The 12,483-nt window shown below is 58.8% G+C and carries 13 protein-coding genes; 1 reads left to right on the top strand and 12 read right to left on the bottom strand.

The features are described from left to right. Positions 1 to 13: 13 nt before the first annotated feature. The 10 genes from yqeB to MTP39_RS07725 are packed head-to-tail and all read right to left on the bottom strand — an operon-like array spanning position 14 to position 9,197. A complete protein-coding gene (yqeB, locus tag MTP39_RS07680; protein WP_249240056.1) occupies positions 14 to 829 on the bottom strand; it encodes a selenium-dependent molybdenum cofactor biosynthesis protein YqeB in 816 nt (271 codons plus the stop codon). Further along, positions 826 to 1,881 carry an XdhC family protein gene (locus MTP39_RS07685; protein WP_249240057.1) on the bottom strand — a complete coding sequence of 352 codons (1,056 nt, stop codon included), beginning with the start codon at positions 1,879 to 1,881 and terminating at the stop codon, positions 826 to 828. Before MTP39_RS07685 ends, yqeB begins: the two co-directional genes overlap by 4 nt. Before the next feature lie 19 nt (positions 1,882 to 1,900). Next, positions 1,901 to 2,131: a DUF3343 domain-containing protein gene (locus MTP39_RS07690; RefSeq protein ID WP_005925822.1), complete on the bottom strand. Its 231-nt coding sequence runs from the start codon at positions 2,129 to 2,131 to the stop codon at positions 1,901 to 1,903. Further along, positions 2,122 to 3,270, bottom strand: a complete 1,149-nt coding sequence (locus MTP39_RS07695; RefSeq protein WP_249240058.1) for an aminotransferase class V-fold PLP-dependent enzyme — start codon at positions 3,268 to 3,270, stop codon at positions 2,122 to 2,124. The genes MTP39_RS07690 and MTP39_RS07695 overlap by 10 nt, the downstream gene beginning before the upstream one ends. Then, complete coding sequence (gene yedF / locus MTP39_RS07700) at positions 3,267 to 3,881, bottom strand: sulfurtransferase-like selenium metabolism protein YedF (protein ID WP_249240059.1); 615 nt, start codon at positions 3,879 to 3,881, stop codon at positions 3,267 to 3,269. The genes MTP39_RS07695 and yedF overlap by 4 nt, the downstream gene beginning before the upstream one ends. A 14-nt stretch (positions 3,882 to 3,895) precedes the next feature. Beyond that, positions 3,896 to 4,933, bottom strand: a complete 1,038-nt coding sequence (gene selD, locus MTP39_RS07705) for a selenide, water dikinase SelD (RefSeq protein WP_249240060.1) — start codon at positions 4,931 to 4,933, stop codon at positions 3,896 to 3,898. Beyond that, positions 4,930 to 5,631: a selenium cofactor biosynthesis protein YqeC gene (gene yqeC, locus MTP39_RS07710; RefSeq protein WP_249240061.1), complete on the bottom strand. Its 702-nt coding sequence runs from the start codon at positions 5,629 to 5,631 to the stop codon at positions 4,930 to 4,932. The genes selD and yqeC overlap by 4 nt, the downstream gene beginning before the upstream one ends. A 6-nt stretch (positions 5,632 to 5,637) precedes the next feature. Further along, entirely contained in the window at positions 5,638 to 7,926 is a 2,289-nt protein-coding gene (locus tag MTP39_RS07715) for a xanthine dehydrogenase family protein molybdopterin-binding subunit (RefSeq protein WP_249240062.1), read from the bottom strand. Further along, positions 7,923 to 8,393, bottom strand: coding sequence for a (2Fe-2S)-binding protein (locus MTP39_RS07720; RefSeq protein WP_249240063.1), 471 nt, complete (start codon positions 8,391 to 8,393; stop codon positions 7,923 to 7,925). The genes MTP39_RS07715 and MTP39_RS07720 overlap by 4 nt, the downstream gene beginning before the upstream one ends. After that, the gene (locus MTP39_RS07725) at positions 8,394 to 9,197 is read right to left on the bottom strand and encodes an FAD binding domain-containing protein (RefSeq protein ID WP_249240064.1); all 804 of its coding nucleotides are present in this window, start codon (positions 9,195 to 9,197) and stop codon (positions 8,394 to 8,396) included. Between the two features lie 103 nt (positions 9,198 to 9,300). On the opposite strand from MTP39_RS07725, the gene MTP39_RS07730 reads away from it, so the two are divergent. After that, positions 9,301 to 9,960 (top strand): nucleotidyltransferase family protein, encoded by a 660-nt coding sequence (locus MTP39_RS07730; RefSeq protein WP_249240065.1) that lies wholly within the window; start codon positions 9,301 to 9,303, stop codon positions 9,958 to 9,960. A gap of 3 nt (positions 9,961 to 9,963) precedes the next feature. On the opposite strand, the gene MTP39_RS07735 is transcribed toward MTP39_RS07730, so the two are convergent. Together MTP39_RS07735 and MTP39_RS07740 are read right to left on the bottom strand one after the other, a co-directional pair. Then, positions 9,964 to 11,313 (bottom strand): uracil-xanthine permease family protein, encoded by a 1,350-nt coding sequence (locus MTP39_RS07735; protein ID WP_249242046.1) that lies wholly within the window; start codon positions 11,311 to 11,313, stop codon positions 9,964 to 9,966. Between the two features lie 332 nt (positions 11,314 to 11,645). Beyond that, complete coding sequence (locus tag MTP39_RS07740; RefSeq protein ID WP_249240066.1) at positions 11,646 to 12,482, bottom strand: SDR family oxidoreductase; 837 nt, start codon at positions 12,480 to 12,482, stop codon at positions 11,646 to 11,648. Position 12,483 lies beyond the last annotated feature (1 nt).

The raw sequence follows: 12,483 nt of genomic DNA on the forward strand, positions 1-12,483 counted from the left end.
TTTTATATAGATTTTACTGCCACACCTGCGCACAGACAAGTTCCAGCACGCTACCGGCAATACAGCGGGATTTATCCGAGATCAGGAAGCAGTTGGAAAGTTCCTCCCGCCGGGGGTCGATATCCGCGATCTTAAAGCCCGGCGTGACCGGATAGCCGCTGCGCAGCAATCCGCGCAGAATACCGGGGATCTGTGCTGTAACCGAGATTCTCTCCCCCTCCGGGGTACGGATAGTAGCGATAGTCTCGCCCTTCTCCACCAAATCGCCGATTTTACGCACATTCATAAAGACACCGGCAGTCTGTGCATGAATCACCCGCTCCGCACCATACCCGCCGATGACGCCGGGGATGCCGGTATTGGGGATAGCGCTTCCCTCCCGGATGATCCGGCCCAGCCGGTGGCCGCGCTTGGTCTCCACCACGGCATCTACATCCTTCCCGGCAACAAAGCCGGGGCCAAGGGCAATGGTCAGCGGCGCCATATCCCGGCGGGTGCCAAGGTTGCGCTTGGCCAGAATGGCGTCCACTACGACCTCTGGCTTTGCCCGGGCAATACAGATGCCCTCCGGGTCAACGAGCACTGGAACGCCCCCCTGCGCCCAGACAGACTGTGCCTGCTCTAATGCTTCAATGCGGACAGCACGCAGTCCTTCGACCGTGGCTTCGCCTTCATACACTGCTTCGCACAGGGCCACCTGACGGCGGATGGCTGCGGGCTGTGTCGTTTCCAATACCAGAACACGCAGCCCGGCGCTCCACAACCGGTGGATGGTGCCGGTAGCAAGGTCGCCGCCGCCGCGCACGATGATCAAAGCATCCTTTTTCATTTCGTTTCCTCCCCGGGGCAAAGTGTCTGCAACAGCACTTCCATGGAACCGCCGCAGGCAGCAATGGCTGCGTCCTCGTTTTTGCCGTCAGCCGAAAGCTGTAAGCATTGCAGGGCGGGCGCAGCCTGTGCCAACAGCTTCTGAGCAGCCTGTACCGTGTAATGCTCCATAATGCCGCCGCCCACACTGCCAACCGTACTGCCATCGGGCAGAATGAGCATTTTTGCACCCACATCCCGCGGGGTAGAGCCATGCCGTGCAACGATGGTAGCCAGCATCGCCGGGGTGCTGGCTTTTTCTGCCTGCACCATTGCATCCAGCAATGCGATGGGATAGCCCTCGGTCTGGGGGCGGGCATTCTTGACCTGCACGATCTGCGCCAGAATGGAAAGTGCGATCTCCGCAGCGGTCTGCGCGCCGATGGCAAGGCCGATGGGTGCGCAGAGCGCATCGATCCGCTGACTGTCCAGACCGTTCTCCAACAGCTGACGGCGCACCAATGCAGCACGACCACGACTGCCCATCATGCCCACATAGGCCGCAGGCTTTTGCAGGATCTGGGTAAGGCAATCCAGATCAAAAGCGTGGGAGCGAGTCAGTACCGCAAAATAGGTCTCTGCCCTGCCTGGCACATTTTGAAGCGCCTGTGCAAAGGGGGCACAGAGCACGGTGTCTGCTCCGGCGGCGCGCAGCTGCTGGGCAAATTCTTCCCGGTCGTCTATGGCAAGCACCGGCAAGCCAAGAAGCTTTGCCTGTTTTACAAGGGCAGCAGCCACATGGCCGCCGCCGCAGACTACCAACTGCGGCACCGCACCAAAGCGCTCGGCAAATACTCGCTGCCCTTCCAGTGTCAGAAAGCCCGTAGCGGTACAGGCTTGCAAGACGGCAAGCTGACGCTGCAAAAGCCCGGCGCTCCGGGTCTGCCATAAGGCGTTGCCGTCCCGCAGCAGCAGCTGACTGCCTGTCTCTGCGCCTTCCAGCACGGTAGCCAGCGTATAGTTGCCGGTCTGGTTTGTATCTTGCAGAACGTCTGCAAGCGTTTGTCTGTTCATTGGTGTCCCTCTCCCTCTGTTATTGCTCCACAGGCGTTACCTTATCAAACTGTGTCTGATCCAGTTCTGCCTGCCAGCTTTGCCAGTCCTCCGGCAGCATACGCCATGCAAGCCCGCACCCTGCCGAGATCTCACGCGGCAGCGGGATCAGCCGTCCGGGCACCTGCCGGGCATGGCATTGCTTTTCCCACTCCATCGCCTCTAAGGTGGTACGGAAGGAAAGCACGATATAGCTTCGTTTTACTCGCATAAAAGCTCCCGGGCAAGTGCGCAAACCGCCTGCGCTGCTTGCCGCGCCTCCTGTTCGGTATTGAAATGGGAAAAGCTGAACCGTACTATGCCCTGCTCCACAGTGCCAAGCGCCTTGTGCATCAGCGGAGCGCAGTGTGCCCCGGCACGCACGCAAATGCCGTAGTCCTCCCACAAAATATCTGCCACCCGGGCAGAATCCTCCTGTGCGATGTTCAGCGCCACAATGGGCGCACGGGGCTGCATGGTCATATCACCGTATACCGTTACGCCCGGCGCAGTGCGCACCTGCTCATAAAACAGGCTGGCAAGGGCATTTTCCCGGGCGGCAAGGCTTTCTACGCCCCGTTCCAGCAGCCAGCGCACCCCGGCACACAGCCCTGCAAGGCCGTGCACATTCAGTGTTCCGGCCTCCAGTGCGGTGGGCATCTGCAAAGGGTGCGTTTCGTCAAAGCTGTGCACACCGCTGCCACCCACAAGAAGCGGCTCAATGCGCAGGCTGGGGCACACATAAGCCCCGCCGGTGCCCTGTGGCCCCAAAAGCGCCTTGTGCCCGGTAAAGCACAAAGCATCTATGCCAAGTTGCTGCACATCAATGGGCTGTGCACCGGCAGTCTGCGCGGCATCCACGATGAACAGCAGGCCATGCCGGTGGGCAAAGTCCGCTGCGCAGGCAAGGTCGGTGCCATTGCCGGTCACGTTAGAAGCACCCGTCACCACCAGTGCCCGGGTGTTGGGGCGCAGCAAGGCTTCCCACTGGTCGTAGCACAGCCGTGCAGCAGTATCCACTCCGGTAAAAGAGGCCTCTACCCCCTGCGCCCGCAGCCGGTACAGCGGACGCAGAACAGAATTATGCTCGCATACCGTTGTGATTACATGATCGCCCGGATGCAGCACACCGTTCAGCACCGTATTCAGCGCCATGGTCGCATTAGCGGCAAAAACAATACAGGAGGGACCCGGCGCATGGAAAAGCTCTGCCAGCGCCAGACGGGTGTCCAACACGATCCGTGCAGCGTGAAGGGTGGGTTCGTGTGCACCGCGCCCGGGGTTGCCTGCTGTGTGCAGTGCCTCCAGAATAGCCTGCTCCACCTGCGGCGGTTTATGCAGGGTGGTGGCTGCGTTGTCCAGATAGATCACGGCTTTACCACGTTCCCGGCCTGCGTCAGCTTTTCGGCAATGGTGTACATGTTGGTCACACTGCCCACCGCCAGCTTCTCGGTAAGTCCGTAGAAATTCAGACAGGTGCCGCAGGTTAGGATCTCCACGCCCTGTGCTTCCAATGCCTTAAGATCCTCCAGCATGGCAGAGCCTTCACAGGTCAGCGCCGCGCCGCCGTTATAGAACAGAATGGTCTTGGGCAGCTTATCCTGCTGGGTCAGTGCAAATACAAAAGCCTTGAGCAGAGTCTTGCCCAGCTCGTCGCTGCCATCGCCCATAACGGCAGCGGAAATAGCCACCACCGTATCGGTGCGGGCATCCGGTACGCAGACAGGAGCCTGCTCTGCCGGGGCGCCTGCTGCTTCGCCCAGCGTGAACAGCACGCGGTATTTTCGTTCTTCCAGCTTTTCGGCGCTGTACTGATAGCCCTTCTGCTGCGCCATCTTAGTCAGGTTCTGCACGGCGATCTCGTTGTCCACCAGTATCTCCACCTGTCCTGCGCCCTGCAATTCGGAAATCGCTTTTTTCGCCTTGACGACCGGCAGCGGGCAGGCATCGCCCAGTGCATCTACTTTGATAAATTCAGCCATGTTGATTACTCCTCTCATTTGTCTGTTACGGTGATCTCCATTTCCTGCTTCGGCAGGATCTCGCCCACGATACTTGCGGGCAGCCCTGCGGTGCGCAGTTCCTGTTCCAGAGCCTCTGCATCCGCCGGGTCTACCGCCAGCAGCAGCCCACCGGAGGTCTGTGGGTCGAACAAGACCTCTTCCATGGCAAAGCTTACGTTCTCGAACCGGACGAACGGCCCGGTGTGGTTGCGGTTGCGCTGCCCGGCGGCGGTGTACAAAAACGCATCCGCTGCTTTTTCTGCGCCCGGCAGCACCGGAACAGCATTTGCATGGATGATGCAGGAAAGCTTGCCGCCCATCATCTCGTGCAGATGGCCGAGAAAGCTGAAGCCGGTCACATCCGTAGCGGCGTGGACGCGGTACTTGCGGCTGATTTCTGCCGCCGTTTTGTTCAGAGTGGTCATGGAGCGGATGGCTGCTTCCATCTCCTCCGGGGCGGCTTCGCCCACGCGGTTTGCCGTGCACAGCAGACCCACGCCTAAAGCCTTGGTCAATATCAGCTTATCACCCGGCACTCCGGTGTCGTTCGTGTACATCCGGTGCGGGTCTACAAGGCCGGTCACAGAAAGACCGTATTTTACCCCGCTGTCTGCAATGGAATGCCCGCCTGCAAGACTGCCGCCTGCTTCTGCCACCTTTTCGGCACCGCCGCGCAAAATCTCACCCAGCACGTTCAGATCCATATCCTCCGGGAAGCAGACCAGATTTAAGGCGGTCTTTACCTCGCCGCCCATGGCGTAGACATCGCTCAGGGCGTTTGTGGCTGCGATCTGCCCAAAGGTGTAGGGGTCGTCCACCATCGGTGGAAAAAAGTCCACGGTCTGCACCAGCGCAATGTCGTCCGTAATACGGTAGACTGCGGCATCATCCCGGCTGTCATAGCCGACCAGAAGATCCGGGTCTTTTTCGCCCCGGGGCAGCTTTTCCAGAATGCGGCTCAGCACCCCGGCACCCAGCTTTGCGGTGCAGCCGCCCCCGGTACAGAATATGATCTTATCTTCCTTGCTCATGCACGTTCTTCCTCTTCAAAATGCGTCAGCACACACGGTATGCCCTGCTGACGCAAAAGCTGTTGTATTGGTATGCCCTGCTGGCGCAATTCCGGCGTATCAGCCTGATTGAGCACAGCGTAAAACTGCCGGTCACCCACCGCCTTGCGGCCACCCTGCGTGCTTGCAAGCAGCTGTGCCAGCATGGGCGGCGTAAGGGGCGCATCCGGCGCAGCCGCTAAAAACTGCGGACGGATGGTATCATAACGGAAGCAGCCCTCCCGCAAGGGCTTGCCCAACGCCGAAAGCCCTGCCACCGCCAAAACGATATCGCTTTGGGGCAGCAACACCGGTTCGTGCGCCGCCGGGAGCTTGCAGGGGTGGTGCTTTGCACCGTCTGCTTCTATAAATACCGCATCTGCCTGCGCCATCCGGCGCAAAAGCTGCGGCGGCGGCAGGGTCAGCTTCCCGTTTTCTGCCGGAGTGCCGATCACGGCGTAGTGACCCGCCTGCCATAGGGCGGTAAGCGCTGCATCATCTGACGCATAACAGGCAGCAGGCTGACGGATATGAGTGGTCGTCATCACAAGCACCCGCCAGCCTTTGCAGGCACAGTGGTCTGCCATGGCATACAGCAGAGTTGTTTTGCCCCCGCCGCCTACCAGAGAAACGGTATGTCCTTTCTCTGCCAGAAACGGAAACTCTTTTTCGTTCAGCATCTGCCCTTACTGCTTTGCTGCAACTGCCATGGCGATCTGCTCCGGGGTGATGGGCAATTCATAGAAGCGGGTGCCGATGGCGTTGTAGATGGCGTCCGAGATGGCGGGCAGCGGCGTATTGATGACCACCTCGCCGATGGACTTTGCGCCAAAGGGGCCGTTGGGCTCGTAGCTGTTCTCAAACTCCACATGGATGTGGCCGATATCGTTGCGGGCAGGGATCTTGTACTGGAACAGAGAGTTCTCTGCCGGGTAGCCGTTTTTGTCGTAGGTGATGTTCTCGGTCAGGGTCATGCCGATGCCTTGCAGAATACCGCCTTCGGCCTGCACACGGGTCAGGTTGGGGTTGATGGGGGTGCCGCAGTCCACGCAGGCGTCAAATTCCAGTACTTTCACTTCGCCGGTCTCGGTATCCACCTCCACCTCGGCAGCGCCCACCATATACGGTGGCGGCGACAAGGGCGAGGTGTGAGTCTCGGTAAATTCCAGCGGGATCTTATGGCCGAACTGGGAAGCAAAGGCGATCTCGGACAGGGTCTTTTGGCGGGTGGGGTCGGCGCTTTCAAACACGACCTTGCCGTCAAACTCCACGGCATCCGCCGGGCATTCCAGCAGTTCTGCACCCAGCTTACAGATCTGTTCCCGCAGCTTCATGGCGCACTTCTCGGTGGCCTTGCCGGTGACATAGGTGGTGCTGGAAGCGTAGGAACCGGAATCGTAGGGGGAAGAATCCGTATCTGCGCCAAAGACGGTGATATTATCCAGCGTGCAGTCCAGCACCTCGGCGGCGATCTGCGCCAGCGTGGTGTCGCAGCCGGTGCCCATATCGGCAGCGCCGATCATCAGGGTATAGAAACCGTCATCGTTCAGCTTGAGGGTAGCGCTGCCCACGTCCATGCCGGAAATACCGGAGCCCTGCATGGCCATACCCATGCCAACGGCACGGATCTTGCCGTTGCCCATATCCCGGGCGGGATACTTGTGCTCCCAGTCGATCATCTCGCGCACCTTGAGCACGCACCGGTCCAGTGCGCAGCTGGTATTTACCGCGCCGTAGTAGGCGGGCATTACATCGCCCTCCTGCACGGTGTTCTTCAGACGGAGTTCAATGGGATCCATGTTCAGCTTGTGCGCCAGTTCGTTTACGGCAGATTCCACCGCAAACAGACCCTGTGTAGCGCCATAGCCGCGGTATGCACCGGCAGACATATGGTTGGTGTACACCACATCGCTGACAAAGCGGAAGGCTTCGGCCTTGCCGTACAGCGGGATGGATTTGTGACCAGACAGACCCACGGTAGTGGGGCCGTGCTCGCCGTAAGCACCGGTGTTGGACAGGGTGTACAGGTCGATGCCCTTCACGATGCCGTCCTTGGTCGCTCCCAGACGGACATGCATCTCCATCTCGTGGCGCGGCGAAGAAGCCGTCTGGCTTTCCACACGGCTGAAGATGAGCTTAGAGGGCTTTTTGGTCATCCAAGTCACAAAGGCCGGGTATACCTCGCTGACGGCGGTCTGTTTGGCACCAAAGCCGCCGCCGATGCGGGGCTTGGAAACACGCACCATAGATTTGGGGATGTGCAGCGCATTGGCGATGTTGCGGCGGGCGTGGAAAACGATCTGGGTAGAGCTGAGCACATTCAACCGCCCGTAAGTATCAATGGAGCAATAGGTGCGGAAGGTCTCCATCATAGCCTGCTGGCAGGCCTTGGTGTGGTACACATGGTCGATGACCACATCACATCCGGCCAACACAGCGTCGATGTCGCCGTTGCCGCATTCATCATGGGCGCAGAGGTTGCGCTTGTTGTCAGCACCCACGGGGGCAAGGCTTTCCCAGTTATCCTCCGGGTGCACAAGGATGGGGTTATCCTTGGCGGTGTGGAAATCCAGCACAGCTTCCAGCACCTCGTAGTCAACCTTGATAAGCTTGAGCGCCTTGTCCACGCACTTTTCGTCCTTACCGGCTACGATGGCCACCACGTCTCCCACAAAGCGGACGTGGCGATCAATCAGCAGACGGTCGTAGGGGCTAGCTTCCGGGTAGGTCTGACCGGCCTGCGTGTAACGGCGGGCATCCTGCGGCACATCTTCCCAAGTGAAGATAGCCTCGATGCCGGGCACTTTTTTCGCAACGGTGGTGTTAATGCTGCGGACGATGGCGTTTGCATAGGGCGAGCGCAGCAGCTTGACGATCAGGCAGTCCTGCGGGATAAGGTCATCCATATAAACAGGCTGGCCGGTGACCAGCTGCATTGCGTCTTTTTTGCGGAACGGTTTGTTGACTGTTTTCACTGTACACCCTCCTTCTGCTTTTTCCATGCCAGAAAGCTCATGATGCCGCGCAGCTGACCTTCGTAACCGGAGCAGCGGCACAGGTTTCCGGCAAGGTATTCCTTCACCTGCTCTTCAGTGGGGTACGGCTGCTCCCGGAACAGAGCCAGCGCGTTCATGATAAAGCCCGGATTGCAGAAGCCGCACTGCTCCGCGCCCTGATCTGCGATAAAGGCACCAAACTCGGCAGCTTCCTTCTGCAGGCCCTCCAGCGTGGTGATCTTATGTCCATCGGCACGGGCTGCCAGCACGGAGCAGGACAGCACAGGCTTATCATCCATAAACACGGTGCACAGACCGCAGTTGGAGGTCTCGCAGCCGCGTTTGACGCTCTTGCAGCCATGTGCACGGACAAAATCGATCAAAAGCATATCCGGGGCGATCTCCTCGGATACCCGGACACCGTTCAATGTAAGTGTGATCTGCATTTACTTTTCCTCCTGCATTTTACGCTGTTCCAGTTCCAGCACCGCGCGCTTTGTCAGCACGCCAGCCAGATGCCTGCGGTACTCGGCGCTGCCGCGCATATTGGAGCCGGTAACGATCTGCGCCTTTACGTTTTCGGCAAACTGTGCGGCAAGCTGTTCTGCCGCAAGGGCAGGCTCTGCCGGGAGCTCGAACCGCACGGCGCGCAGCGGACGCGCACCGATGACGATGCGGTAATCGCCGGTCTCCATCCGGGCGGCAGCGCAGGTCAGCACCGGGATATCGGTCTGGCTGTTGCGCACCGACTGGTAATAAAGCTTCATCGGTGTCTTTTTTACGATCAGCCGTACCAGAATGTCCCGGTCGTAGGGGCGCTGTGCATATTCCTGCAGCGGCATAATGCCGCCCTTGTACAGCTCTACGTCACAATCCATGGCCAGGAACATGGTCAGCACATCCGAAAAGCCGAACCGGCTGTAAATGCTGCCGCCCACGGTCGCCAGATTGCGCAGCTGCACACCCACGATATGGCGCACAGCCTCGCGCATAGCGCCGTGGGTGTAGGCGGCAAGCCCCGGATGCTGTTCCAGCTGGCGCAGGGTGACCATAGCGCCGATGGAAAAGCTGTCCTCGGTCTCCTCAATGGTATCCAGTCCCAGACCGGAAAGGTCGATGGCGGTGCCGACATTGATGGTTTCCATCTTCAGCCAGATCATGCCGCCCAAAATGCGGTTTGGTTTTTTCTGGTTCAGCTGCCACGCTTCCTCCAGACTTTCTGCCCGCTTATATTCTCGGATCGTCATCATGTGCAGTACCTCTCTTTTCTATCGCTGCGATATCTCTTCTTTTATTTTAGCACAGCTTTCGGTATAATACTATTATAAAATGCTGTTGAAGGAGTGTTTTTGTATGAAGAAGTCGCTTACGGTCGGCTGTGTGATCATGGCTTCCGGGCTGAGCCGCCGGTTTGGCGCGAACAAGCTGCTGGCAGATTTTTGCGGCCAGCCCATGCTCTGTCGGGCTTTTGCGGCTACCGCCACACCCGGTATCGCTGCCCGCATCGTGGTAACCCGCTCGGAGGAAGTGCAGGCACTGTGCAGGGCGCAGGGTGTCCCGGTGCTGCTGCACTGCCTGCCCGGCCGCAACGATACCGTTCGGCTGGGGCTTTCGGCGCTGCTGGAGCAGCTGCCGGAGCTTAACGGCTGTATGTTTCTGCCCGGGGATCAGCCCCTGCTGCGCCGGGAGACGGTAGAAGCCATGGTAAAGTGCTTTTGCTGCGAGCAGCCGTCCCCGGCAGAATGGCAAAAAGAAACAGAACGGGAGATCTTCCGTCTGGGAGCCGTGGTCGAAAACGACCCGGCACCTCTTGTCGGAAGTCCCGTTCTGTTTGGAAGCAGCTTCTTTCCGGAACTGCTCACCCTGCCGGAAAACAAAGGCGGCAACGTGCTGCTTAAAAAGTATCCTGTGCAGGTGCGCACGATCTGCATTGCAGACAGCGCAGAACTGCTGGATGCAGACACCCCGCAGGCATTGCAGCAACTGGAAGTCCTTGCCCGGCAAAAAGGCTAAGGTTTACTCTGCCATATCGTTCTTGGGCAGCAGCACGTTCAGCAGAATTGCCACAAAAGCAGCCGGAACAATGCCGGACTCGCCGCAGATCAGCTGGAAGACCTGCGGAGCCTGTGCCAGAATGCCGCTGTTGGCACCCATGCCGTAGCCCACGCCCAGTGCCACAGACACGATGGTCAGATGGCGCGGGGTCATCTTTTCCTTGGTGATCAGCTGGATGCCGCTGACCACGATGGAAGAGAACATCATAACGGCTGCACCACCCAGAACAGCCTGCGGCATGATGGAGATCAGCGCGCCCAGCTTGGGGATCAGGCCGCAGAGGATCAGGAACACAGCACCGGAAGCCAGCGCCATGCGGTTGACCACCTTGGTCATGGCCACCAGACCCACGTTCTGGCTGAAAGAGGTGTTGGGCAGCACGCCGAACAGTGCGGCAAAGGTAGAGCCGAGGCCATCGCAGATGACGCCGCCGGACAGCTCCTTATCAGAGGGTTCGCGGTTCATGCCGCCCTCCATCACGCCGGAGATATCGCCCACGGTCTCCACTGCGGTAACGATGAACATAATCAGCACCGGCAGGATCGCACGGGCGTCAAATACCACCTTGATCGGCATCAGCTTGGGCACTGCGAACCAGGAAGCCTGTGCCACCTTGTTCCAGTTGAGCACCCATGCCTTGGTGAACTCCACGCCATCGGCAGTCACGCCGGTGGTGGGCAGCACCAGACCCATAATGAATGCAGCCACATAACCGGCCAGAATGCCGATGAGGATGGCAGAGGAGCTGAGGAAACCGGTAGTCCAGTGCTTGAAGAACAGGATGACCACCAGCACGAACAGTGCCAGCAGCAGGTTTTCCACAGAGCCGAAGTCCTTGGCCTTGTTGCCGCCGCCGAAGGAGTTGATGCCTACCGAGATCAGCGAAAGACCGATGGAAAGCACCACCGTGCCGGTGACCACCGGCGGGAAGAACCTGCGCAGCGGCTTCAGGAAAAAGCCCAGCACGCTTTCAAAAATACCGCCGATGATGGAGGCACCCATAATCGCGCCATAGGCCAGCACGCCGCCGCCCATCGTGCCCACAACGCTGTTGAACACGCCGATAAAGCCGGAGCTGGTGCCCATGATAATAGGTACTGCACCGCCCACGGGTCCGATGGTGAACAGCTGCACCAGCGTGACGATACCTGCCACGAACATGGCGCTTTGCAGCAGGGTGACCTGCAGGTCTGCGAACTCGCCGCCTGCAATGCCGCAGGCGCTGGTGATGATCAGCAGCGGGGTCAGGTTGCCCACGAACATGGCGCAGACATGCTGCAAGCCCAGCGGGATGGCCTGACGCAGGGACATTTTGGCTTCAAACTGATAAGCCGCTTCTTCAAGCTTGACTTCCTTCAAAAATTCCACTCTCCTCAAGGTTTTAAAGGTTTATGCGGTTCGGATGCTTTGCAAAAAAGCGAAAATATTATAGCAAAATGCAGATAAGATGTAAAATAAGTATGACTTTTATATGAAAAATTGCTGCATTCTATAATCGAACTTTTCTCCGGCAGACAAGCAAAAAAGCAGGGTTTCTGCATGATTTGTCCAGCCTGATGTTGCTGGCAGCATACAGAATCCCCTGCTTTTTTTGTGCTTTTCTCTGTTTTTTGTGCGATACGGAAAAATTTGATTCTCTGAGGTCAGCGCAATCCATAATCCCGCAAACAGCGCGTTAACCCTTCCTGTGTGGTGTCAAACACGATGCCCTGCGCCCGCAGCTTGCTGCAATCCATCGCAAGATTCCGTGCCCAGTCAGCTTCCTGAATATCGACCGTGATTCCCAGTGTCTCAGCGAACTGCCGGGCGGTCAGCACCATGTTTTCAGCGTTTTCGCTGCCGAAGTTATAGACCCCGCCGGGCAGGGTCAGGGCAGGCTCCAACAGCGCCACTGCCTGCCGGACATAGGTGATGCCCCGGAAATCCCGGACAGAAAAGTGGACAGATTCTCCCCGCTGCGCTGCACGCAAAAGATTCAACGGCAGATTGCCACGGATGGGCAGCCGGTAACCCGGCAGGTCGTACATCCATGTGGCGCGCAGCAATACGGCACTTGGGCAAATTGCCTGTACCCGCTGCTCCATTTCCAGCTTGCCCTGCCCGTACACATTGGCAGGCCGCAGCGGAATGCTCTCCGGCAACGGGCCGGACTGCTCCACACCGGCATAGACCTGATCCGAACTGAAGGACACCAGCTTTGCGCCAGTCTCAGCTGCTGCCCGGGCAAGCCAGACCGGCAGCTCTACATTGGCACGGTAAGCCTGCTCCGGGTGGTCGGCGCAGTAACCGGTATCCGAAATGGCTGCGGTGTGCAGGATGGCATCCGGCCGCTGCTGCAAAACAGCCTGCTGTACGGCGTTTTCCCCTGCTGCTGCCAGAAAGCCTTTGGGAAAGCTGCATAGGTCATACCGCCATGCCCATTGCTGCATCACGCGGGAGCCTACAAAGCCACCTGCACCGGTCACAAGGATCTTTTTCATT

This window comes from Faecalibacterium sp. I3-3-33, assembly GCF_023347295.1.
Taxonomy (GTDB): Bacteria; Bacillota; Clostridia; order Oscillospirales; family Ruminococcaceae; genus Faecalibacterium.